This window comes from Pseudomonas iridis (assembly GCF_017980685.1).
GTDB lineage: Bacteria > Pseudomonadota > Gammaproteobacteria > Pseudomonadales > Pseudomonadaceae > Aquipseudomonas > Aquipseudomonas iridis.
Genome location: NZ_JACXXO010000027.1, coordinates 1 through 22,636 on the forward strand (window position 1 = coordinate 1; position 22,636 = coordinate 22,636).

Below are 22,636 nucleotides of genomic sequence, written 5' to 3' on the forward strand. Positions count from 1 at the left end.
GTCTGCTTACGTTTGCCGGCGTACTCAGCATCGGCGAAGGACATCTGTTTCATCGGGACTCAACCGTTCGATTCCTGTGAGGCGGGTATTTCACCAAATCTGGAAGCCTTTTTCAGAGTTTCCCTAACACTTACAAATTCGTAGTTATTTGAAACACTTGACCTGACAAAAACTCTGTTTTTGTCAGGTCAAGACTTCAAGCCATTGTTTTACATAGGTATTTTTTATTGTTAATTAATCCTAGGAAACTTCCCACAACGTCCCACGACAAGTGATTACAAGAAAAAGAGAAGGCGTTTAGGAATAGCCCTACAGCAATTAAACAAAGAATGCCGTGTTTAACAAAACCGGGGGTTATATGTTGAGGTCGACAAATTGAATGCACAGCCATGGCTCATTCCTTGAGATGAAAGTAATCATTCAATTATCAGGGCTTACATTGCGATTAGAAGATACAGATCCGGGCCAAAAACCAGTTCAGTTGCTGAACAGGTCCCGGACATGGCACCAGAGAGGCTTGCTTTTCGAGGGATGATAAACACGAAAGAGTCCGTGGGGCCACGGACTCTGATTGCCAGGGTTACACCGACTCGATTTGGAGAGCAACCCGTTCGCGGCATGGGCATTCGTCCATGTAGCGATGCGCTTCGACGAACTCGCTGAACGGGAACACCCGGGTCTTGAGCGGAAGCAACACGCGGTCTGCGGTCAACTGGTTGATGTCACGCAGGGCACGTTGCACGGCGACGTGGTCCTGGGCGATACCCAGCTCCGGCTTGCCGGTGAAGTTGCCGATGCAGTGCACAAAGAACTGGATGTTCTTCTGGAACGCTGCGCAGGCCGGAAACGGTGTCTGGTTCCCACCCTGAAGGCCGTACAGCACAAGGCTGCCCCGGGGCGCCAGTACATCGCCAAGCAGCGACATCTGCGGACCGCCAAGGCCGTCGAACACCACATCGACGCCACGGTTGTCGGTGATCTTGTTGATTCGCAACAACAGATCTTCCTCTTCGGTGACAATCACCTTTTCCGCGCCCAGAGACAGCAAGTACTCGCGCTCCTGCGCCTCTTTGGTGGCGGCAATGACGCGCACGCCCATGGCCTTGCCCAACTGTACAAACGAAGGGCCGGCGCAATGGCTGGCGTCAGTGACCAGGGCAAACTGCCCGGGTTTGACCCGCGCCAGATCGGCGTAGGCGAAATAGGCGATCAACAGAGGTGTGTAATGCACACTGGCTTGGATCGGGCTGAGCACATCCGGATAACGGGTCAGCGCAGTACGCGGCAACACGATCGACTCGCCGTAGACGGGATAGTCGTTCGGACTTTCGGCCGGGAAACTGGCGACCTTGTCACCGACGGACAGGTCTTCGACACCAGCGCCAATCGCCGTGACCACACCAGCCATTTCATGGCCAAGGCCTGATGGCAGACGCGCCTGGGATGACGCCAGGTTCTGGCGCCACAGCGTGTCGTACCAACTGATGCCGATTGCCTCGACACGCACCTGCACTTCGCCAGGACCTGGCTGAGCGGCCGCATGCTCTTCGCATTTGAGCACCTCGGCCGGACCAAACTTGTGAAAACGGATCGTGCGGGACATCGCAAACCTCGTCAAAGTAACCTCTAATGCCATGAACTCTATCTGGGCTTTTAACCCAAGACTATCAGTGGCTATTAATAGTCGACATGCCTGTCATTGATTCCGCAGTATGTGCGGTATTGGCAAAATCCTTGAAAAACTGCTGCCACCTTCTGAGTAAAGCTGAATTTTCCGGTGCAGAGTACCAGTCTTTCCCCGTAAGATTCATGCCGGCCATTGTTCTCATATGGCCGCCCTCGTCAAGCTTGATGACTCTGCCAGGACTCCAGATGAATCGTAATGACCTGCGTCGTGTCGACCTGAACCTGTTGATCGTATTCGAAACGTTGATGCATGAGCGCAGTGTGACCCGTGCTGCCGAGAAGTTGTTCCTCGGCCAGCCGGCGATCAGTGCGGCGCTGTCGCGCCTGCGCAGCCTGTTCGATGATCCCTTGTTCGTGCGCACCGGCCGGAGCATGGAACCGTCCGCCCGCGCGGTGGAAATCTTCGCCCTGCTCTCGCCTGCCCTCGACTCGATTTCGACCGCTGTCAGCCGCGCGGCAGAATTTGATCCGGCCACCAGTACTTCGGTATTTCGGATCGGGTTGTCGGATGACGTCGAATTCGCCCTGCTGCCGATGCTGCTAAAACGACTGCGCGCCGAATCGCCGGGAATTGTGCTGGTGGTGCGCCGGGTCAACTACATCCTGATGCCGGGCTTGCTGGCTTCCGGCGAAATCTCGATCGGCGTCAGCTACACCACCGACCTGCCAGCCAATGCCAAGCGCAAAGTGCTGCGCCGCAGCGCGCCCAAGTTGTTGCGCGCCGACACCGTGCCGGGGCCGTTGAGCCTCGACGACTATTGCGCCCGCCCCCACGCCCTGGTGTCGTTTGCCGGCGACCTCAGCGGTTTTATAGATGAAGAACTGGAGAAACTCGGCCGCAAACGCCATGTGGTACTGGCTGTGCCGCAGTTCAATGGTTTGAGCACGCTGCTGGCCGGAACTGACATTGTCGCGACCGTGCCGGACTATGCCGCCGAAGCACTGACGTCTGCGGGTGGCGTTCGCGCAGAAGATCCGCCGTTGCCGACGCGCACGTTTGAGCTGCACATGGCTTGGCGTGGGTCGCAGGATAATGATCCGGGCGAGCGTTGGTTGAGGTCGCGGATTCAGATGTTTTTTGGGGATCCTGACAGCCTCTAGGTGGCGTAGGGCTGCCTGTTCAACTGATCACTCCTGCCTTGTCATAGGCATTAGGGCCGATTTGCTGAGTCCGGGCCTGTCCACGCGCCTGCACTGTTGGAAGCATGCCCCCGTTGCTCAATAGTAACAGGGGCATGCGTATTTGGCGGGTTCTGAGGTGTCAGTAGCCCACACCACGAACACCGCCCGAAGCCCGGATGGATTCACCTGTCACCCAGTGCGAATCCCGCGATGCCAGAAACACGGCCAAGGGGGCAATATCTTCCGGCTCACCGAAGCGACCCAGCGGAGTTCCGGCGATGAGCTTTTCACCAAATTCACCGGCAAAATTTCCGTCAGTCGCCGGCGTGTTCGTGTGCCCTGGCAGGATGGAGTTGACCCGGATGCCACGCGCGCCCAGCTCCCTGGCCAGTGCAAGGGTCAAGGTGTCGACCGCGCCCTTGGTCGCCGAGTAAACACTTGAAGCCAAGTAGGGATCGGTGCTGAGAATCGAGCTGATATTGATAATGCTGCCTGTCGGGCCCAGCAGCTTGACGGCCTCGCGTACAGCCAGAAGGTAACCCAACACGTTCACGTTGAACTGCTTGTGGAAGGCGTCTTCAGTCAGGTCATCAATCATCTGGAACACCGCCACGCCGGCATTGTTAACCAGCACATCCAGGGTTCCGTATTTGATCCGGATCGTTTCAAACAGTCGAACCACATCATCTGCCTGGCTCATGTCTGCCTGGACAGCAAAGGCGCAACCGCCGGCCTCTGCGATCTGCGCAACGACTGCATCCGCGTCGGACTTGCTGGAGGCGTAGTTGACGATGACTGTTGCGCCCTCTGCGGCCAAAGCCTTGGCGATCCCGGCGCCTATGCCTTTGGACGCTCCCGTGACCACCGCTATTTTTCCTTCGAGTTTCATAAACTGACCTTTGATATGACGTGAAATGAGGCTTGCTTGCAGTCGGGGCTTGCATGACCGCTGGTGCAACGAGCCGCGTGTCATCAGTATTCAGCGATTGAACAATCAGACGTTTGCCGGTTATTCGCTCATCCTTGCCTATTCTTCTCAGCTGGCTTGCCACGCACCTGGATTTAGCTCACGGTGGCAGGCATGGAAAAATCACTGGCAGAACTGCGCAGCATCGTGATGCGCGCACAAGACAAGTGGACCGAAACCGGGTTGCCCCGCGTGGCCATGGTCCGGGCAGAGGCCTGTGCGGATCAGGTCTATCAGCCGATGTTGCATCTGGTGCTTCAAGGCACCAAGACCCTGTCGATCGGCGCGGATGTTTCCAGGTACACGGAGGGCACCTATTTCCTGGTGCCCGTCGATGTGCCCGCGACGGGCCAGGTACAGGCCGACACCTTGGATCAGCCTTATCTTGCCGTCAGCCTGACTCTGGAGCCCGATGTAATCGCGACGTTGCTGCTGGACGAGGGCAAGGCGCCCAGGGCCTCGCAAAATACGTGTTTTGAGGGCGTGCGCGCGCCCGTTGAAATGATCGATGCATGGTTACGCATGATGCGACTCATGGATCGCCCACATGAGGTTGCGATACTGGCGCCGATGATCGAACGCGAAATACTGCTGCGCGCGCTACAAGGGCCACTGGGCGATATTCTTCGTGACGTTGCACGACCGGATGGCCGAATGGTGCAGATCCGCCGGGTTACCCAGTGGATCCGTGAGCATTACGCAGAGCCTTTTCGCGTTGAGCTACTGGCGCGCATGTCAGACATGAGCGTTGCCGCCTTCTACCGGCACTTTAAATCCGTGACAGCTATGACACCGATTCAGTACCAGAAGCGCCTGCGCTTGCTAAGGGCGCGCTGGCTGCTGCTGTTCGATACGCTGGACGCGACATCCATCGCTTATACCGTAGGATACGAAAGCGCCTCCCAATTCAACCGCGAGTATGCACGCCTGTTCGGTCTTCCTCCGGCACGGGACGCGGCCAGATTCAGGACGCCCGCCCAAACCGAAGGTTTTATAGCAGCCTCCTGAACAGCCAATATCCACCTCAAAAGTCGGTGATCACCGTACCGTCAATACTCTCGGCAAACCCACCACCAAACACGTTGGCCGGTGTTGCAAAACCCAGCTGTCGTTCACCGTTCAGTACCCGACGTGAAGCTTCTACTGCCGCCAGCGGCGTATAGGAATAGCCGTTCACGGTTTCAATCATCGACCGCACCGTTGCGCCATCAGCCCCGGTAACCTCAACCACTGCCCGCGCGCGATGAGCGGCCCTTTGCTCAGGCGTGGGACCATCAGGCAACTGCGACAGATCACCTTCGGGAAACCCGTCACCCGAGATATGCACGAACATCGCGATGTTGCGGATGCCGGTCGAATGCCAGCCCGTCACCAGGTCGCCGAATGACAAGGGTGCACAGAGGACCGGACCCTCGCCAAAATCAAAGCGACGCGGCGCGGCATCCGGCGTCGCAACAAGTTCGCCATCGACTCTGGCGAGCACGCCTGCGCCGATGATCTCGCTGACGCTCATCGCCGACCCGCGAGACATCGAACCGGGGACCTGAAGCGCGATGCTCAGCGCAACCGGTTTTACGGCACGCTTGGCAACATGCACCGCCAGCGAATCAGTAGGAACGACATCCCAGCCGACACCCGGCAACAGCATGACGTGATTCGCAGCCGCTTCAGCACCCAGCCCCTCGGCCATGCGGTAAGTATTGATCTCGGCAGTGATATCCAGATAGTGCACGCCGGCCTTGATACAGGCGTGCATCAACGGCTCGGCCGTTTGCGCGAACGGCCCGGCGAAGTTCAGCAATACTGAGATACCAGACAAAGAGCCCTCGGCATCTTGGGTATCAAACACCCGATAAGGCACGTCCAACTGCGCTGCGAGCGATTCGAGACGCTTGGCATTACGCCCGGCGATTTCGAAATCCAGACCGAGCGCTTTTGCTCGCTCAGCAGCCATCCGCCCGGTATATCCCGCTGCGCCGTATATCAGAAGCCTACTCATTGGATGTGCTGCCATTTCTTGAAAACAAATTCGAGGCTGTACCCATCCGGGTCCCACACATTGGCAGCGTAGTAGTCGGGATCGTAATGCAAGCGTGCCCCAGGCGGGCCGTTGTCGACCGCACCCTGATGCAGGGCAGCGGTATAAGCGGCATCAACTTCAGCCTGGCTGCTTGCGACAAAACCAACATGGACCGCGCGCCCTTCCACAACGCCCTCACGCAACCAGAAAAACATCCGGCCGTTGGCACCGAAGCCTTTCAGGTCAGGATGACCCGGTGGGCCGTCCTTGCCATCGTAGTCCAGGCGCGCGGTGATACCCAACGGGGCCAGGGCGGCTTCGTAGAAACGGATGGACCGTGCGATATCGCTCACGGACAAAAAGATATGATCCAGCATGGCGAAACCCTCATGTATTCAGATGTTGTAGCCACCGGCCACTTCGAGCGTCTGGGCATTGATCCAGGCGCCCTCTTCTGACAGCAACATGGCAATGACGCGCGCGACGTCTTCCGGCTCGCCGACCCGGCCAAGTGCCGTTTGCGCCGCCAGCTTCGCCTCGAACTCAGCGTTCAGCCCCCCGCCCAACCCGGTGCGGATGGCGCCGGGTGATACCGCGTTGGCCCGTATGCGCCGCTCGCCGAATTCTTTGGCCATGTAACGGGTGAGCACCTCGAGCCCGCCCTTGAAGGCAGCATAGGGCGCCACGCCAGCGGTTGCGACGCGGGTTGTGGCACTGGTCAGGTTAACGATACTGGCATTTTCCGCGAACAGCGGCAGGAGGGTTTGAGTGAGAAAAAACGGCCCTTTGAGGTGCACGTTGAACAGGCCATCGAACTGCGCTTCGGTGACAGTTGCCATGGGATTGAACAGGCCGTACCCGGCATTGTTGACCAGGCCACTCAGCATAGTGGCGTTCCAGGTGTCCCGTAAGGTCAGTACCACTGACGTGCGAAACGCTTCGAAGCTGCCAACATCAGACACGTCGAGCTTGAGAGCGACGGCCTTGCCACCGACGCGCTCGATGCGTTCCACGACGGTGTTGGCAGCCTGGGGATCAGTGTTGTAGGTCAGAATGACCCCCATTCCGCGCCGGGCAATGTGTTCGGCGGTACTGGCACCGATTCCACGGCTGCCGCCGGTAATCACGATAACGCTCATTTGATGTTCCTCTGTGGCTTATAGGTGACCCCACAGTACTCATCACGATCGCCAGGGTCGTACCCATTCCTACTCGAAACCTGCCTGTTTCTGCTTTTCTCTTGCATGGCGCAGGGTGCTGCCGTCAGCATGCCCGGCATGGACAATCAACTGAATGAACTCAGGTCGCTCGCGGCCAAGGCTGAAAACCGTCGTACCGAAACGGGCATCCCCCGCGTGGCCATGGTCAAGGGCAAAATCCCCGAACACATGCTGGCGGCGGTCTATGACCCGATGATCAATCTGATCCTGCAAGGCAGTAAAAGCATGAGCGTGGGGGATCGGACGCTTCGGTATGACCCTGCGACCTATTTCGTCATGTCCATTGATTTGCCAGCAGTGGGGTCTGTTCATCCAGGCGCATCGGGAGAACCTTACCTGGCAGTCAGCCTTACGCTTGATCCAGCTGTGTTGTCGACGCTATTTGAAGACCTGCCCAAACCTGTCAGCCGACCTGAGAACAATCTCGGGTTTTCAGTGGCGTCAGTCACAACCGATTTGATGGATGCGTGGGTACGAATGCTGCGATTGATGGGGGATCCGGAGGCCATCGCAGCCCTCGCCCCGGTTTATGAACGGGAAATCATCTTCCGTGTGCTCCAGGGTCCCCATGGCTCGATGCTCCGGGAGATGGCTGCGCCGGATACGGCGATGGCCCGAGTCAACATGGCGATCCAGTGGATCCGCCGTGACTTCGCGCAGCCAATTGGGGTGGAACGCTTGGCGCAACGAGCGTCGATGAGCGTCTCGGCGTTTCATCGCCACTTCAAGGCAGTCACCAGTCTGAGTCCTTTGCAGTATCAAAAACGGGTTCGCCTGCTCCAGGCTAGAACACTGATGGTGGTTCACGCCAAGAGCGTCATGGCGGCTGCCTTCGAGGTCGGCTATGAAAGTGCGACACAATTCAGCAGGGATTATTTACGGGTGTTTGGACTTCCCCCTGCCCAAGATGCCGGAAGAATCCTCGGAAAAACGAGCGCCGCCAGACGCTAATCAGTCAGAGGATTGGTTAAACGGCTAGAAAAGATCCATGACCGTCAGCCAATCCGGATTTACCGGTTGCCTGCTGATAGTCCGAGCCACCCGCGATACTTAGCTATGCATCGTGCATTAGCAGGCCTTGGCGGTAAGCAAGCACTCAGGCGCGTCTCTACTTGCTCGGCTGCGCGTCATCCTTCTGCTGCATTTGGATCGATGACTTCGCGCCGTCGGTGTTGTCTTTGGTCTCGTTGTCCGAGTTATCGAAACAGCCTTGCAGCATGAGTGCGCAGCACAGACTTAAAAACAGGAGTGGCTTGTTCATATCAGGTGTCTCCATCGTTGCATGGTAGGGACGGCTTGGTTTCAGTGTCGCCATGGCAGTCATAACGATGGACGCCAAAAGCACCGCGACAGTTCGTTTCTTTGATCATGCTCGGCGACAGGAAGCTGCGCCGCCGATTGAAAATCACCGTCATGAAAAGGCCCGGGATTTAAACCCAAGTGTTTACGTTCGTGCGCCGCTTTTGCATTTCTGTGCGACAGATCCCGTTTCAGGGGTGCCGCACGGCAGCATTGCAGTGGTAGTTTGTAAGGGCATGTGTCCATGCGTTGAGACACTCTTTTACCAACTGCACTGCCAAGGAATGCCCTTCGTAATGAATTTCCCTTTCAAGAAACTGGCCGCCACCACGCTGATGCTCGCCGGTCTATCCGCCTTCATTGCGCCCGCGCAAGCCAACATCACCCCGCAGCAAAGCGCTGAAATCCTTAAGAGCTTCAGTGCCGACACGACTACGGATTTCCGGCAGTTCCTCGGCAGCGTGGCCAAGAGCGATCTGGCGAAAACAGCCAGTATCGGTCCGGCCATTGGCGCCTTCCTCGACAGTAAAACGCTGACCGCTGAACAGCAAAACGAGATCTATCGCCTGCTCGGCATCTATGCACGCGTGAAGTACAGCGCGGCAGCCACCGAGACTCTGCGCGAGTTGGTGGAAATCCCCACCTTTCGCAAGGACGGCGTTGCCCAGCACGACAATCCGGAATTCATCAAGATCGCAGAGAAGATCAAGGACCTGGCCAAGTCTTTCAATCTGAATTTCCGCAACATCGACAACCGCGTTTACGAGATTTCCCTCGAAGGTTCCGGCGATGAGGTGGTCGGCATTCATGCGCATGCCGATGTGGTCCCGGTGACGCCGGAGAACTGGGTATTGAAGGACGGTACTCGTCTCGACCCGTTCAAGATCACTCTGATAGGCGATCGCATGTATGGCCGCGGGACCGAGGATGACAAGAACGGCATCGTGGTGACGATGTATGCCATGAAGGTGATCAAGGAAGAAAAGCTGCCGCTGGCACGTAATTTCAAGCTGTTGGTGGACACCACCGAAGAAACCACTGGCGACGCGATCCCCTACTACTTCGAGCGTAACCCGACGCCCAACTACAACCTGGCGCTGGATGGCGGTTACCCGGTGGTGATTGCCGAGAAAGGTTACGGCACCGTCATGGCCAACTTTGCCAAGCGCAAGGCTGAGGGCAAAGGCGCGGAAATCATCTCGATGACCGGTGGCCTGGCGACCAACCAGATTCCGTCGGCGTCGGTCGCTACGCTGGTCACCGATAAACCTGCCGAACTGGCTGCCAGCCTGCAAAAGGCCGGTGACGAGTTTGCCAAGCGCAATGGCGGCGATTTCCAGGTGAATGCCAAGGTTGACGGCAAAGACGTCAAACTGACCGTGACCGGTGTGTCCGCGCACTCCTCCGAGCCAGAATCCGGGGTTAACCCGGTCGCGCGGATGCTGGTCTTTATCAATAACCTTGATGGCAAAGTCGCGTTCAAGCACAACCACATCACCGACGCCGCGCGTTACGCCGCCGACAACTGGGGTCTGGATTACCTCGGTAACAAGCTGGGGGTCGGTTTCTCGGATTCCTTCATGGGGTCGCTGACCACATCGCTGACCTACGTCGCAATGGATGACAAGGCCTTTAAACTGGCGGTCAACCTGCGCGTGCCGAAAGGCAAATCGCCGGAAAAACTCAAAGCCGAAATCGCTGAGAAACTGGCGGCGTGGAGCAAGAAAACCCATGTTGCCGTTGCCTTCGATTATTCGATCGCCGAACCGATGTACCGCAATCCAGAGGGCGCGTGGGTCAAAGCGCTGCTGGCGGTGGCCACTGAAAATCTGGGCATGAAACACGAGTTCGGCACTTCCGCCGGGGCAACCTCGGTGCATGAACTGCCCAATGGCGTGCAGTTCGGTCTGGCCCGGCCAGAGGCTAAATACACCGGTCACACCGACGGTGAATTCAAGACTGTGGAGCAATTCCAGCTTGATCTGCAGATCGTGACGGAAATGATTGGCCGGATCGGTCAGTTGCCGAAGCTCTGATGCAAGCGTGGCGAGGGATCGAACTCCCTCGCCACCGCTGACAATCCCCCGCAACACTCTTCCAAAGCACTGCTTTCAACCGCCATGATGGGTAATGGCAAAGTGCCGGATGACAATTTTGGTAATAAAGCTTAACTTAGCGCGCCCCGCCAGATGGAAGGTCGGGTTTCAGCACTCAGTTAAGGAAAACGATGGCAATGGTCTATTGTCGTGCTTGCGCCAAGGAGCTTCACGAAACGGCGCTCAACTGCCCCCAATGCGGGGCTGTCCAGCAGGCCCATGTGCCGCAATCGCAAGCCGAAACACCCTGGCTGGCCATCGTTTCACTGATCTTCGGGATTATCTGCGCACTCAACCTGTTTGATGACTCCGAATGGGACAGTGAGACGATCCTCGGCGTGGGAGTTTTCTCCATCGCAGGTCTCGCTTGCGGCATCACCTGCCTCAACCAAAAACACTCAGGAAGAAACCTCGCGATCGCCGGCATTGTTTTGTCAGGCCTTACTGCGTTCGTTTTGCTCTGTCTATCGATTGAATAATTTTAGGGAAAAAATATGAGCATGGTTTTCTGCCGCGGTTGCGCCAAGGAAATAAGCACCTTGGCCGTGGCTTGCCCACAGTGCGGGGCGCCTCAAGCAACCCAACAGTCCTATGCAAGTGGCCCAGCCATTACAACGGGTAACCCGTACGTCGAGGCGTGGAGAAACTACGTAGTGTTTCGGGGGCGCGCCACTCGCCGTGAGTACTGGATGTTCATTCTGATCAACCTGGGAATCTCTTTTGGCATCATCGCTATTGATGCCATGCTGAACACCAAAGGCATGCTGTACAACCTCTACAGCCTCGCGATACTTCTGCCATCGATCGCAGTAGGTATCCGTCGAATGCACGACACCGATCGCAGCGGCTGGTGGTTGTTGCTGCCTATCGTCAACCTCGTGTTCCTTGCACAAGACAGCCAGCCGGGGCCGAATCGTTTCGGCGAGAACCGTAAAGGCAACAACTGATACACATCAGCATCGCTGATCGAGACGGCCTTCATGGCCGTCTCTTTGTTTCTGAAATCCGTCCCCCTACAAGTAGCTGCACCTTTACTGGTCGCGTAAAACAGAATTGCCATCAATCCGATTGATAGGTCCCTAACGAAAGGTGCATGCTAGAGGGCTCGCTCGGGGCTTATATCATTCCGAATGATAGTTACCTTTGCCTCATTCGATTCGTTTGCTAACTATCCGCCGAGCATCATCCGCCCATCTTCAATACTTGGCGGATGCATTCCATGGAACAGTCACTTAAACATTTGCGCTTCCCGTTGGCATTGCTGGCCGTACTGGTGATGAGCGCTTGCGGCAAAAATCCGGAAACCGCAGCCGCCCCGCCTGCTGCCAAAGTCAGCGTGGCCAAGGTGCTGGAACAACCGGTCAACGAGTGGGACGAATTCACCGGGCGCCTCGAAGCGCCGGAAACCGTTGATATCCGTCCACGGGTTTCTGGCCAGATCGACCAGGTTGCTTTCACTGAAGGCGCACTGGTGAAGAAAGGCGACCTGCTGTTCCAGATCGATCCGCGTCCATTCCAGGCTGAGGTTCGCCGCCTCGAAGCCCTGGTTGCTCAATCGCGCGCCAACGCCACTCGCAGCCAGAACGAAGCCGCCCGAGGCGAACGTCTGCGTGCCAGCAACGCAATCTCCGCCGAACTCGCCGACTCGCGTACCAGCGCCGCGCAAGAGGCCCGCGCCGCCGTTGGCGCACTGCAAGCGCAACTGGATCTGGCCAGGCTGAACCTGAGCTTCACCCGCGTGACCGCGCCAATCAGCGGCCGCGTCAGCCGTGCCGAAATCACCGCCGGCAACCTGGTAACCGCCGACACCACGCCACTCACCAGCGTGGTTTCTACCGATAAGGTCTACGCCTACTTCGACGCTGATGAGCGGGTATTCCTCAAATACACCCAACTCGCCCGTCAAGGTCAGCGCGGCGCCACCACCCCGGTGTACATGGGTCTGTCCAATGAGGATGGCAATCCGCACCTGGGTCAGATGAACTTCATCGACAACCAGGTCAATCCGAAAACCGGCACCATCCGTGGTCGCGCGGTGTTTGACAACAGCGATGGCACTTATACCCCGGGCCTGTATGCACGCCTGAAACTGGTAGGCAGTGGCACCTACGACGCCATGTTGATCAACGACGAAGCCGTCGGTACCGATCTGGGCAAGAAGTTCGTGCTGGTGATGGATGCGGACAACAAAACCGTTTACCGCGCCGTTGAACTCGGCCCGAAAATCGAAGGCCTGCGGATCGTCCGTAGCGGCCTGAACAAAGACGACACCATCATCGTCAAGGGCCTGCAACGCGTACGCCCTGGCTCACCGGTGACGCCTGAAGTCGTCCCGATGGCCAGCGAGCAAACCATCGCGGCACTCGCTCAACAACGTCAAGCGCTGGAAGCCAGCAACCTGCCTAAAGTCACGCCTGCCAAAGGCGCGTCCGGTTCGGTTGCGAAGCTGGCCGCTACGACCCCACGCGGTTAAGGGACGACAACTCCGATGAATTTTTCCCAATTCTTCATTTCACGGCCGATCTTCGCAGCGGTGCTGTCGCTGCTGATCCTGATCGCCGGTGCGATTTCGCTGTTCCAGTTACCGATCAGCGAATACCCGGAAGTCGTGCCACCGACCGTGGTGGTGCGTGCAAACTTCCCGGGCGCCAACCCAAAAGTCATCGGTGAAACCGTGGCGGCTCCTCTGGAGCAAGCCATCACCGGCGTCGAGAACATGCTGTACATGTCCTCGCAATCGACCGCTGACGGCAAGATTACCCTGACCATCACCTTCGCCCTGGGCACTGACCTGGACAACGCGCAGGTGCAGGTACAAAACCGGGTCACCCGAACCGAGCCGAAACTTCCCGAGGAAGTGACGCGCATCGGTATCACCGTCGACAAAGCTTCGCCTGACCTGACCATGGTTGTGCACTTGACCTCCCCGGACAAGCGTTACGACATGCTCTACCTGTCCAACTACGCGATCCTCAACATCAAGGATGAGCTCGCTCGTCTGAGCGGTGTCGGTGATGTGCAACTGTTCGGCATGGGCGATTACTCGCTGCGTGTCTGGCTTGATCCGAACAAAACCGCTTCGCGCAATCTGACCGCTACCGATGTGGTTACTGCCATTCGTGAACAGAACCGCCAGGTAGCCGCCGGCCAACTGGGTGCGCCCCCTGCCCCGACTGCACAGAGCTTCCAGCTGTCGGTCAACACTCAGGGCCGACTGGTCACCGAGGAAGAGTTCGAAAACATCGTCATTCGTGCAGGTGACGACGGTGAGATCACTCGACTTAAAGACATCGCTCGCATTGAACTGGGTTCCAGCCAGTACGCGTTGCGTTCGCTGCTGAACAACCAGCCGGCAGTGGCGATCCCGATCTTCCAGCGTCCAGGTTCCAACGCCATCGACATCTCGAATGACGTTCGGGCGAAAATGGACGAGTTGAAGAAAGGCTTCCCGCAAGGCATGGATTACAGCATCGTCTATGACCCGACGATCTTCGTGCGCGGCTCGATCGAAGCAGTGGTTCACACCCTTTTCGAAGCGCTGATCCTCGTGGTCCTGGTGGTAATCCTGTTCCTGCAAACCTGGCGCGCCTCGATCATTCCCCTGGTGGCGGTTCCGGTATCGTTGATCGGTACGTTTGCGGTGATGCACCTGTTCGGCTTCTCACTCAATGCCCTGTCGCTGTTCGGCCTGGTGTTGGCCATCGGCATCGTGGTGGATGACGCCATTGTGGTGGTGGAGAACGTCGAGCGAAACATCGAACTCGGACTCACACCGGTCGAGGCGACCAAGCGCGCCATGCGTGAGGTGACCGGCCCGATCGTTGCCACGGCACTGGTGCTGTGTGCGGTATTTATTCCGGCGGCGTTCATTTCCGGTCTCACCGGTCAGTTCTATAAGCAGTTCGCACTGACCATCGCTATCTCGACCGTGATCTCGGCGTTCAACTCGCTGACCCTGTCGCCGGCACTGGCCGCTGTATTGCTGAAAAGTCATGACGCACCGAAAGACCGCTTCTCCAGAGTGCTCGACAAGATCTTCGGCGGCTGGCTGTTCCGCCCGTTCAACCGCTTCTTCGAACGTGCCAGCCATGGCTACGTCGGCACGGTGGCTCGGGTTATCCGCAGCAGTGGTATCGCGCTGATCTTGTACGCAGGCCTGATGGTGCTGACCTTCTTCGGCTTCTCGCACACCCCGACCGGTTTCGTACCCGGCCAGGACAAGCAATACCTGGTGGCTTTCGCGCAATTGCCGGACGCCTCGAGCCTGGATCGCACTGAAGACGTGATCAAGCGCATGTCCGATATGGCGCTGAAACAGCCGGGCGTGGAAAGTGCAGTAGCGTTCCCGGGCCTGTCGATCAACGGCTTCACCAACAGCCCGAACGCCGGCATCGTGTTCGTGACCCTGAAACCGTTCGATGAACGTAAAGACCCGAGCATGTCCGCCGGAGCAATCGCCGGCGCCCTGAACGGCCAGTTCGCGGACATTCAAGAGGCGTACATGGCGATCTTCCCGCCGCCGCCGGTACAAGGTCTGGGCACCATCGGTGGTTTCCGCCTGCAAATCGAAGACCGGGGCAACCTGGGCTACGACGAGCTGTACAAAGAAACCATGAACATCATCAACAAGAGCCACAACGTGCCGGAACTGGCTGGCCTGTTCACCAGTTACACCGTGAACGTGCCGCAGGTCGATGCAGCGATCGACCGCGAGAAAGCCAAGACTCACGGCGTGGCGGTCAGCGACATCTTCGACACCCTGCAGATCTACCTGGGTTCGCTGTATGCCAACGACTTCAACCGTTTCGGACGCACTTATCAGGTCAACGTTCAGGCCGAGCAACAGTTCCGCCTCGAATCCGATCAGATCGGTCAGCTGAAAGTGCGTAACAACAAAGGCGAAATGATCCCGCTGGCGACCTTCATCAAGGTCAGCGACACCTCGGGCCCGGATCGAGTGATGCACTACAACGGCTTCATTACCGCGGAAATCAACGGTGCGGCAGCCCCCGGCTACAGCTCTGGCCAGGCCGAAAAAGCCATCGAGAAACTGCTTCAGGAAGAACTTCCGAACGGCATGACCTACGAATGGACCGACCTGACCTACCAGCAGATTCTGTCCGGCAACACCGCCCTGTTCGTGTTCCCGCTCTGCGTACTGCTGGCGTTCCTGGTACTCGCGGCTCAATACGAAAGCTGGAGCCTGCCACTGGCGGTGATCCTGATCGTACCGATGACGCTGCTGTCCGCCATTACCGGTGTGATCATCTCTGGCGGCGACAACAATATCTTCACCCAGATCGGACTGATCGTGCTGGTGGGACTTGCGTGTAAGAACGCGATTCTGATCGTCGAGTTCGCCAAGGATAAACAGGAAGAAGGCCTCGATCCGCTCGCGGCGGTACTGGAAGCCTGCCGTCTGCGTCTGCGGCCGATCCTGATGACCTCCTTCGCGTTCATCATGGGTGTGGTGCCACTGGTGTTCTCCAGCGGTGCCGGTGCCGAAATGCGTCACGCGATGGGTGTGGCGGTGTTCTCCGGGATGCTCGGGGTGACCTTCTTCGGTCTGTTGCTGACGCCAGTGTTCTACGTATTGATTCGTAACTTTGTCGAACGCGGCGAAGCCCGCAAAGCGGCCAAGGCGCACTCTCTTCAAAAGCCACTGGAGGCGCAACAATGAGTCTGAAAGTCTTCCTGCCGAGTCTGCTGGTGCTGGCCCTGAGCGCCTGCGCCGTCGGCCCCGACTACAAGACCCCGGCGACGGAGGCGGCCAACATCACGGCCGCCACCGACGGCGCCAACGGTCAGAAGAATTTTGACCGTTCGAAGTTTGAAGGCATCTGGTGGCAGCAGTTCGACGATCCGACCCTCAACCAGTTGGTGACGCAATCGCTGCAAGGCAACCGTGAATTGCGCGTGGCGTTTGCCCGCTGGAAAGCCGCACGGGCAATCCGCGATGACGCCAGCAATGACATCATGCCGACCATCAGCAGCCGCGCCAGCAGTGATCTGGCCAAGGGGCAAATCCCCGGCCAGACCACCGATCGGGTCAGCAGTGAACGCTACGACCTGGGCCTGGACATGGCCTGGGAGCTGGACCTGTTCGGGCGCATCCAGCGCAATCTGGAAGCCAGCGATGCCGATCAGCAGGCCGCCGAAGCCGATCTGTACCAACTGCAAGTCACCATGATTGCCGAACTGGTGGACGCCTACGGTCAACTGCGTGGCGCGCAACTGCGCGAAAAGATTGCGGTGGCCAACCTGAACAACCAGCAGGAGTCACGCAAGATCACCATCAGCCTGCGTGATGCCGGCGTTGGCGATCAGCTCGATGTCGAACGTGCCGATGCGCGTCTGGCTTCGGTCGAAGCCAGCGTGCCGCAACTGCAAGCCGAGCAGGTTCGGCAGAAAAACCGCATCGCCACCCTGCTCGGTGAGCGTCCGGACAAACTGACCGTCGACCTGAGTCCAAAAGACTTGCCGGCAATTGCCAAGGCCTTGCCAATCGGCAACCCGGGAGAGCTGCTGCAACGTCGTCCGGACATCCTCAGTGCTGAACGCCAACTCGCTTCAGCCACGGCGCGAATTGGCGTGGCGAAAGCGGACCTGTTCCCACGGGTCAGCCTCAGCGGCTTCCTCGGCTGGACGGCCGGGCGTGGTTCGCAGATCGGTTCCTCGGCGGCCAATGCCTGGGCACTCGGCCCGAGCATCACCTGGGCAGCATTCGATCTCGGCAGCGTGCGAGCGCGTTTGCGCGGCGCCGATGCGGATGCCGAGGGCGCGCTGGCGACCTACGAGCAACAAGTGCTGCTGGCACTGGAAGAGTCGGAAAACGCCTTCAGCGACTACGGCAAACGTCAGCAACGCCTGATCTCGCTGATCCGCCAGAGTGAATCGAGCCGCAACGCAGCCGACCTGGCAGAGATTCGCTATCGCGAAGGCACCACAGATTTCCTGGTGCTGCTCGACGCACAGCGTGAACGGCTGAATGCCGAAGACAGCCAGGCGCAGGCCGAAGTGGATCTGTATCGCGGGATTGTCGCGATCTACAAAGCCCTCGGCGGTGGCTGGCAGCCGGAGACGGTCGCCAGCAAGTAACCATTGATTGTTAAAGAGCTCCTTTGGTTGGCCGCAACCAACCAATTTTTTGCCCCGCGTATCATTCGGTCGCGGGGCTTTTTTATGCCCGCAATTGCAGGAGAGGCCAAAGTTGCTCCGCCATTTGAAATGCGTTCCCCTTGTAGGAGCTGCGTCACGATTCGCATGCTCGGGTTTGACTCACGGCCCGAGCTGACCGAAGCTTGCCGCTCTGCTCAAGTACGTCTGTTTTCGGAAACCCGCATGCCTCAGTCTCGCCGCTATCTGCTTATCTGCCTTGGCCTCGTGCTTATTGTCGTCGTGGCGTGGCTAGCCCTGCGCAGCACCACGCCGGTCATTCCGGACGCGATCAAGCACGGCTACAGCGAAGCACTGGGCGCTGCCCGAACCGGTGAACCGGGGGCGGCGCGTCAGCTGTATCAGCAATTGGGCCGGCCGGATCTGTCGGTCAAGCGCCGCGTCTGGCTGCACGGCGAACTGCCCAATTACCCGAGCCCACAGGCGCTGAAACTGGCCGACGCGGACCTGCAGCACGAAGCACCCGAGGTGCGGGTGGCCGCGATCAAAAGTGTGGTTGGACTCGTGCCGGGTGGGCAACGCAGTCTGTTGCTCGGACCGATGCTTGATGATGAGGAGCCGACTGTCCGGTTTGCCGCGATCAACGCCCTGCTCGGCCTGACCCCGGATGAACTCGGGCTGTATTTTGCGCCGTTGCAGCAGGCCATCGACGGCTGGAAGCAAGCACTCGAGGATCAACCGCCGAGCGCCGCTTCCTATGCGCAACTGGCGCGCCTGCATCTGCATAACGCCGAGCTCAAAGAGGCACAGCAAGCATTGGAGAATACGCTGCGCCTGGACCCCGGCAACCTGCCGGCGCTGGTGATGCAGATCGATGTGCTCGACCGCCAGGGGCAGGCCGACGCCGCGCGACAGTTGCTCGCCCAAAAGCTTAAAGCCCAGCCTGACTCCGCCTATCTGCAACATGCCCTGGGGCTGTGGTTGCTGCACCATGGTCAGCGTGAATACGCCCTGCTCGGTCTGTCCAAAGCGGTGGAGCTGGAGCCGGACAACAAAGACTACCGCTACGACCTCGCCACCACTCTTCACAGCGCAGAAGAACTGGAAGCGGCGCAAAAGCAACTGCAGGAAATCGTCCAGCGCCATCCGGCCGATCGCAAGGCGCGGGTGCTGCTAATCAACTACTGGAAAGAAAGCGGGCAATTGCAGAATGTGCAGATACTGCTCGCCCAGCTTGAACAGTTGAATCCCGACGATCCGGCAATACAGCAAGGCCTCTGAAATTGTCCTGCGGTGAGGGGAAAAATCCGCTCGCCACAGCAAATTTCCAGCCTTCATGAAAGAAAAAGCGGAACTGCCATCACGGCTACAGGTCAAGTAAACAGGCAGTCCACCCTAGACGGCTGCCTCGCTTCCCCTAGTCATGAGAGGGCATTTTTTGTCTACATCTAACGAGTTGATCAGTGAAAAAGCCGCCACCGGAGTCGAAGGCATGGATGACATCCTCGCCGGTGGCTTGTCTCGCGGTCATGTATTTTTGCTGGAGGGTGAGCCCGGCACCGGCAAAACCACGGTCGCTTTGCATTTTCTGATGGCCGGCGCGAAAGCCGGTGAACGCTCGTTGTACATCACGCTCTCGGAAACCGAGCGTGAATTGCGCCAAGGTGCGCTGTCCCACGGCTGGGACCTGGATGAAAACATCAACATCTTCGAGCTGACGCCCCCGGAAAGCCTGCTTAATGCAGAGCACCAGCAGAGTTTGCTGTACTCCTCCGATCTGGAATTGGGCGAAGCCACCAAGCAGATATTCGAAGCGGTCGAACGCTTCAAGCCGACCCGGGTGGTACTCGACAGCCTGTCGGAAATCCGTCTGCTCGCACAAAGTTCCTTGCGCTACCGCCGACAGATTCTGGCAATCAAGCACTACTTCGTGCGCTACAACGCGACGGTTCTGCTGCTCGACGACTTGACCACCGAGTCTCTCGACAAAACCGTGCACAGCGTGGCCCACGGTGTGATTCGCCTGGAAGAAATCACCCCCAACTATGGTGCCGAGCGTCGCCGAGTGCGGATAGTGAAGTACCGTGGCCAAAAGTACCGCGGCGGTTATCACGACTTCACGATCATGGGCGATGGCGTGCATGTGTTCCCACGACTGGTCGCAGCCGAACATCGCGGCGACTACCCGCGACTGCAATTGACCAGCGGTATTAAAGAGCTGGACGCGTTGCTCGGTGGCGGCATCGAGACGGGATCAAGCACGTTGATTCTCGGCCCGGCGGGTACGGGTAAATCGCTGATCTCGATGATCTTCGCCGCCGCAGCTGTAGCACGCGGGGAAAAAGCGGCGTTGTTCATCTTTGACGAAGAGCTGGAACTGCTTTACGAGCGGATGAGAAACATCGGTATCGATCTCAAGGCCCTGCGCGCCACCGGCAACCTGCTGATCGAACAAGTGGATGCCGCCGAGCTGTCTCCGGGTGAGTTTTCCCATCGTGTACGTCGCTGCGTTGACGAAGGCCAGATCAAAACCGTGGTGATCGACAGCATCAACGGCTATCAGGCAGCCATGCCTGAAGAAAAGGCCTTGGTGCTGCACATGCACGAATTGCTGCTGTATCTGAACCGCAAAGGTGCAGCGACGTTCATGACAGTCGCCCAGCACGGCTTGGTCGGCGACATGCAAGCACCGGTGGATATCACGTACCTGGCCGACACGGTGATTCTGTTGCGCTACTTCGAGGCCGTCGGCAAGGTGCGTCGCGCCATTTCCATCATCAAGAAGCGCACCGGCAGTCACGAATCGACAATCCGCGAATACCTTATTTCGACGCAAGGCATGATCATCGGCGAACCGCTGGAAGCCTTTCAGGGTGTACTTCGTGGTGTCCCGACGTACCTCGGTGAGAAAAAACCGCTGTTGCAGGAACGCTTATGACTGGCTCGGTGCCGCTCGCCGAACGGGCGCTGATTCTGGCGCCCATGGGGCGCGACAGCCAAATTGCGCTGATGATTCTAAACGAGGCCGGGTACGACGGCTTGATCACAGCGAATCTCGCCGAACTGTGTGCGCAATTGGAAGTCGGTGCCGGGCTGTTGCTGATCGCTGCCGAAGCGTTGCACGGCCCGGAGCTGGAAACGCTGTTTCTGCACCTGGAAGAACAGCCTGCCTGGTCGGATCTGCCGACCATTTTGCTCACCCATCACGGCGGACAGGAACAGGGCCCCTCCTCTCGACTCAGCGATCAGTTAGGCAACGTAACGTTTCTTGAGCGGCCGTTCCATCCAGCCACTCTGATCAGCCTGGTGTCTGCCGCCCTTCGCGGCCGGCGACGACAGTACGAAGCGCGCGACCGTCTGATCGATCTGAGTGAAAGCGAACGACGCCTGCAATCGACACTGGAAACCCTCGAACAGCAAGTCGAAGAACGCACCGCGCAACTGCGGCACAACGAAGAAGCATTGCGTCAGTCGCAAAAAATGGAAGCAGTCGGTCAGCTCACCGGAGGTATCGCTCACGACTTCAACAACATGCTGACCGGCATTATCGGCAGCCTTGAATTGATTCGTCGGCGCCTGGCCCGAGGGCGCACAGAAGACCTCGACAGCCTGATCGACCTGGGCGTGACCTCGGCCAATCGGGCTGCCAGCCTGACTCATCGCCTGCTGGCTTTCTCTCGCCGGCAATCGCTCGACTCCAAAGCCGTGCAAATGAATAGCCTGGTGCTGTCGATGGGCGAGTTGCTACAGCGCAGTCTCAACGAAAGCATTCAATTTGAAATGCGGCTGGACGAAAAACTCTGGGTGGCCGAGGCGGACCCCAATCAACTGGAAAGCGCCCTGCTCAACCTGGTCATCAATGCCCGCGACGCCATGCCCGAGGGCGGCAAATTGGTAGTCGAGACGAGTAATCAGGTGCTGCATCGTGAATTCACGGTGGCGTACCCCAACCTTGAGCCCGGCGATTATGTGATGTTAAGCGTCACCGACAACGGCTGCGGCATGCCACAAAATGTGATCAGTCGCGCGTTCGATCCATTTTTTACCACCAAGCCGATCGGTCAGGGCACAGGCTTGGGGCTGTCGATGATTTACGGCTTCAGCAAGCAGTCGCGCGGCCACGTGTCGATCGACAGCGAAGTCGATCAGGGCACGACCGTCAGACTTTACCTGCCGCGCTACCGTGGCGAAGAACTTGAGCAACCCGCGTCCGACATCCAGCAATCGCCGCACGCAATAGATGGCGAAACCGTACTGATCGTCGAAGACGACCCGGCCGTACGCGTGCTGGTCAGCGCGGTGCTCAGTGAGTTGGGGTATGCGTTTCTGGAAGCTGGAGATGCCGACGGCGCAATGCCGATTCTCAACTCGACGCAGCGCATCGATCTGTTGATCAGCGATGTCGGGTTGCCAGGCATGAATGGTCGTCAGTTGGCTGAGATTGGCCGGCAATACCGGCCGGATCTGAAGATTTTGTTCATCACCGGGTACGCCGAGCATGCGGCGGTGCGCGGCGGCTTCCTGGACTCGGGAATGCAGATGATCACCAAGCCGTTCACCTTTGATCTGCTGACCGCCAAGGTGCGAGAGATGATCAAAAGCTGAAGCCTCAAAAAAGCGATAGGAGCTGCCGAAAGCTGCGATCTTTTGATCTTGAAACAAAGTCAAAAGATCGCAGCCTGCGGCAGCTCCTACATGAGGGCGATCGCGATCAGGCCAACATTTCCTGAATCTTTTCCTGCAACACGTCCAGATCGAACGGCTTTTCCAGAATCGGCGCCTTGAGCGTGATCGGGCTACCGGTCTCGCGGATTTCCTGCGGATAACCGCTGATGAAAATCACCTTGAGATCGGGTCGCAGTTTCACGGCGGGCTCGGCGATCTGCACGCCGGAAATGCCGCCGGGCAAACGGAAGTCGGTGATCAACATGTCCAGATGTGGCTTGCTCGCGAGGATTTCGAACGCCTGCTCGCCGTTTTCGGCCTGCAAGACGCGATAGCCCTGCCCCGACAGATAATCCGTCAAAACCATCAAGATAACTGGTTCGTCCTCGACGACGAGTACTACATCTTGTGCATCTACGCTCATGGGAAGCCTATGTTCGGTCAA

Annotated in this window: 19 protein-coding genes; 12 read left to right on the forward strand and 7 right to left on the reverse strand. The window is 58.2% G+C overall.

From position 1 onward, the window contains the following. Positions 1 to 580: 580 nt before the first annotated feature. On the reverse strand, positions 581 to 1,603 hold the full coding sequence (locus IEQ42_RS26310; protein WP_210706058.1) for a zinc-dependent alcohol dehydrogenase family protein: 1,023 nt from the start codon (positions 1,601 to 1,603) through the stop codon (positions 581 to 583). Positions 1,604 to 1,872: 269 nt separating this feature from the next. Between IEQ42_RS26310 and IEQ42_RS26315 the strand changes: the two genes are divergently transcribed. Further along, complete coding sequence (locus IEQ42_RS26315) at positions 1,873 to 2,787, forward strand: LysR family transcriptional regulator (RefSeq protein ID WP_042559271.1); 915 nt, start codon at positions 1,873 to 1,875, stop codon at positions 2,785 to 2,787. A 160-nt stretch (positions 2,788 to 2,947) separates the two neighbouring features. On the opposite strand, the gene IEQ42_RS26320 is transcribed toward IEQ42_RS26315, so the two are convergent. Continuing rightward, the gene (locus tag IEQ42_RS26320) at positions 2,948 to 3,697 is read right to left on the reverse strand and encodes an SDR family NAD(P)-dependent oxidoreductase (RefSeq protein WP_232392151.1); all 750 of its coding nucleotides are present in this window, start codon (positions 3,695 to 3,697) and stop codon (positions 2,948 to 2,950) included. Between the two features lie 192 nt (positions 3,698 to 3,889). Between IEQ42_RS26320 and IEQ42_RS26325 the strand changes: the two genes are divergently transcribed. Further along, entirely contained in the window at positions 3,890 to 4,783 is an 894-nt protein-coding gene (locus tag IEQ42_RS26325) for an AraC family transcriptional regulator (protein ID WP_210706060.1), read from the forward strand. Between the two features lie 16 nt (positions 4,784 to 4,799). Here IEQ42_RS26325 and IEQ42_RS26330 read toward each other — a convergent pair whose 3' ends face one another. Genes IEQ42_RS26330 through IEQ42_RS26340 form a run of 3 tightly spaced genes read right to left on the reverse strand, consistent with a single transcriptional unit; the run spans position 4,800 to position 6,934 of the window. After that, positions 4,800 to 5,774 carry a saccharopine dehydrogenase family protein gene (locus IEQ42_RS26330; RefSeq protein ID WP_210706061.1) on the reverse strand — a complete coding sequence of 325 codons (975 nt, stop codon included), beginning with the start codon at positions 5,772 to 5,774 and terminating at the stop codon, positions 4,800 to 4,802. Continuing rightward, a complete protein-coding gene (locus IEQ42_RS26335) occupies positions 5,771 to 6,172 on the reverse strand; it encodes a VOC family protein (RefSeq protein WP_210706062.1) in 402 nt (133 codons plus the stop codon). The genes IEQ42_RS26330 and IEQ42_RS26335 overlap by 4 nt, the downstream gene beginning before the upstream one ends. An 18-nt stretch (positions 6,173 to 6,190) precedes the next feature. Beyond that, positions 6,191 to 6,934 carry an SDR family NAD(P)-dependent oxidoreductase gene (locus tag IEQ42_RS26340; RefSeq protein ID WP_200617189.1) on the reverse strand — a complete coding sequence of 248 codons (744 nt, stop codon included), beginning with the start codon at positions 6,932 to 6,934 and terminating at the stop codon, positions 6,191 to 6,193. A 138-nt stretch (positions 6,935 to 7,072) separates the two neighbouring features. Here IEQ42_RS26340 and IEQ42_RS26345 point away from each other — a divergent pair, with 138 nt between their 5' ends. Further along, a complete protein-coding gene (locus IEQ42_RS26345) occupies positions 7,073 to 7,966 on the forward strand; it encodes an AraC family transcriptional regulator (RefSeq protein ID WP_200617190.1) in 894 nt (297 codons plus the stop codon). Between the two features lie 157 nt (positions 7,967 to 8,123). Here the strand turns inward: IEQ42_RS26345 and IEQ42_RS26350 are convergent, their stop codons facing one another. Then, positions 8,124 to 8,276 (reverse strand): hypothetical protein, encoded by a 153-nt coding sequence (locus tag IEQ42_RS26350; RefSeq protein WP_191623970.1) that lies wholly within the window; start codon positions 8,274 to 8,276, stop codon positions 8,124 to 8,126. 334 nt (positions 8,277 to 8,610) lie between these two features. On the opposite strand from IEQ42_RS26350, the gene IEQ42_RS26355 reads away from it, so the two are divergent. The 9 genes from IEQ42_RS26355 to IEQ42_RS26395 all read left to right on the forward strand — a co-directional run bounded on the left by IEQ42_RS26355 (position 8,611) and on the right by IEQ42_RS26395 (position 22,131). Next, positions 8,611 to 10,350 carry a dipeptidase gene (locus IEQ42_RS26355; RefSeq protein WP_210706063.1) on the forward strand — a complete coding sequence of 580 codons (1,740 nt, stop codon included), beginning with the start codon at positions 8,611 to 8,613 and terminating at the stop codon, positions 10,348 to 10,350. Positions 10,351 to 10,541: 191 nt separating this feature from the next. Then, entirely contained in the window at positions 10,542 to 10,889 is a 348-nt protein-coding gene (locus IEQ42_RS26360; RefSeq protein ID WP_210706064.1) for a DUF4190 domain-containing protein, read from the forward strand. Between the two features lie 15 nt (positions 10,890 to 10,904). Next, a complete protein-coding gene (locus IEQ42_RS26365) occupies positions 10,905 to 11,357 on the forward strand; it encodes a DUF805 domain-containing protein (protein ID WP_210706065.1) in 453 nt (150 codons plus the stop codon). Positions 11,358 to 11,629: 272 nt separating this feature from the next. Continuing rightward, positions 11,630 to 12,883, forward strand: coding sequence for a multidrug efflux RND transporter periplasmic adaptor subunit MexE (gene mexE, locus IEQ42_RS26370; RefSeq protein WP_042559279.1), 1,254 nt, complete (start codon positions 11,630 to 11,632; stop codon positions 12,881 to 12,883). A gap of 15 nt (positions 12,884 to 12,898) precedes the next feature. Continuing rightward, positions 12,899 to 16,090: an efflux RND transporter permease subunit gene (locus tag IEQ42_RS26375; RefSeq protein ID WP_210706066.1), complete on the forward strand. Its 3,192-nt coding sequence runs from the start codon at positions 12,899 to 12,901 to the stop codon at positions 16,088 to 16,090. Beyond that, complete coding sequence (locus tag IEQ42_RS26380; RefSeq protein WP_210706067.1) at positions 16,087 to 17,508, forward strand: efflux transporter outer membrane subunit; 1,422 nt, start codon at positions 16,087 to 16,089, stop codon at positions 17,506 to 17,508. The genes IEQ42_RS26375 and IEQ42_RS26380 overlap by 4 nt, the downstream gene beginning before the upstream one ends. Before the next feature lie 243 nt (positions 17,509 to 17,751). Next, entirely contained in the window at positions 17,752 to 18,807 is a 1,056-nt protein-coding gene (locus IEQ42_RS26385) for a tetratricopeptide repeat protein (RefSeq protein WP_210706068.1), read from the forward strand. Positions 18,808 to 18,964: 157 nt separating this feature from the next. Further along, a complete protein-coding gene (locus tag IEQ42_RS26390; protein WP_210706069.1) occupies positions 18,965 to 20,464 on the forward strand; it encodes an ATPase domain-containing protein in 1,500 nt (499 codons plus the stop codon). Continuing rightward, complete coding sequence (locus IEQ42_RS26395; protein WP_210706070.1) at positions 20,461 to 22,131, forward strand: ATP-binding protein; 1,671 nt, start codon at positions 20,461 to 20,463, stop codon at positions 22,129 to 22,131. The genes IEQ42_RS26390 and IEQ42_RS26395 overlap by 4 nt, the downstream gene beginning before the upstream one ends. A gap of 106 nt (positions 22,132 to 22,237) precedes the next feature. Here IEQ42_RS26395 and IEQ42_RS26400 read toward each other — a convergent pair whose 3' ends face one another. Beyond that, the gene (locus IEQ42_RS26400) at positions 22,238 to 22,615 is read right to left on the reverse strand and encodes a response regulator (RefSeq protein ID WP_042559284.1); all 378 of its coding nucleotides are present in this window, start codon (positions 22,613 to 22,615) and stop codon (positions 22,238 to 22,240) included. Positions 22,616 to 22,636: the final 21 nt, after the last annotated feature.

Excerpts from the sequence above, each read along its gene's own strand:
- mexE (WP_042559279.1), top strand. The coding sequence starts at position 11,630 with ATGGAACAGTCACTTAAACATTTGCGCTTCCCGTTGGCATTGCTGGCC.
- IEQ42_RS26345 (WP_200617190.1), top strand. The coding sequence starts at position 7,073 with ATGGACAATCAACTGAATGAACTCAGGTCGCTCGCGGCCAAGGCTGAA.
- IEQ42_RS26315 (WP_042559271.1), top strand. The coding sequence starts at position 1,873 with ATGAATCGTAATGACCTGCGTCGTGTCGACCTGAACCTGTTGATCGTA.
- IEQ42_RS26375 (WP_210706066.1), top strand. The coding sequence starts at position 12,899 with ATGAATTTTTCCCAATTCTTCATTTCACGGCCGATCTTCGCAGCGGTG.
- IEQ42_RS26310 (WP_210706058.1), bottom strand. The coding sequence starts at position 1,603 with ATGTCCCGCACGATCCGTTTTCACAAGTTTGGTCCGGCCGAGGTGCTC.
- IEQ42_RS26380 (WP_210706067.1), top strand. The coding sequence starts at position 16,087 with ATGAGTCTGAAAGTCTTCCTGCCGAGTCTGCTGGTGCTGGCCCTGAGC.
- IEQ42_RS26350 (WP_191623970.1), bottom strand. The coding sequence starts at position 8,276 with ATGAACAAGCCACTCCTGTTTTTAAGTCTGTGCTGCGCACTCATGCTG.
- IEQ42_RS26360 (WP_210706064.1), top strand. The coding sequence starts at position 10,542 with ATGGCAATGGTCTATTGTCGTGCTTGCGCCAAGGAGCTTCACGAAACG.
- IEQ42_RS26340 (WP_200617189.1), bottom strand. The coding sequence starts at position 6,934 with ATGAGCGTTATCGTGATTACCGGCGGCAGCCGTGGAATCGGTGCCAGT.
- IEQ42_RS26395 (WP_210706070.1), top strand. The coding sequence starts at position 20,461 with ATGACTGGCTCGGTGCCGCTCGCCGAACGGGCGCTGATTCTGGCGCCC.
- IEQ42_RS26335 (WP_210706062.1), bottom strand. The coding sequence starts at position 6,172 with ATGCTGGATCATATCTTTTTGTCCGTGAGCGATATCGCACGGTCCATC.
- IEQ42_RS26355 (WP_210706063.1), top strand. The coding sequence starts at position 8,611 with ATGAATTTCCCTTTCAAGAAACTGGCCGCCACCACGCTGATGCTCGCC.
- IEQ42_RS26330 (WP_210706061.1), bottom strand. The coding sequence starts at position 5,774 with ATGAGTAGGCTTCTGATATACGGCGCAGCGGGATATACCGGGCGGATG.
- IEQ42_RS26320 (WP_232392151.1), bottom strand. The coding sequence starts at position 3,697 with ATGAAACTCGAAGGAAAAATAGCGGTGGTCACGGGAGCGTCCAAAGGC.
- IEQ42_RS26385 (WP_210706068.1), top strand. The coding sequence starts at position 17,752 with ATGCCTCAGTCTCGCCGCTATCTGCTTATCTGCCTTGGCCTCGTGCTT.
- IEQ42_RS26325 (WP_210706060.1), top strand. The coding sequence starts at position 3,890 with ATGGAAAAATCACTGGCAGAACTGCGCAGCATCGTGATGCGCGCACAA.
- IEQ42_RS26365 (WP_210706065.1), top strand. The coding sequence starts at position 10,905 with ATGAGCATGGTTTTCTGCCGCGGTTGCGCCAAGGAAATAAGCACCTTG.
- IEQ42_RS26400 (WP_042559284.1), bottom strand. The coding sequence starts at position 22,615 with ATGAGCGTAGATGCACAAGATGTAGTACTCGTCGTCGAGGACGAACCA.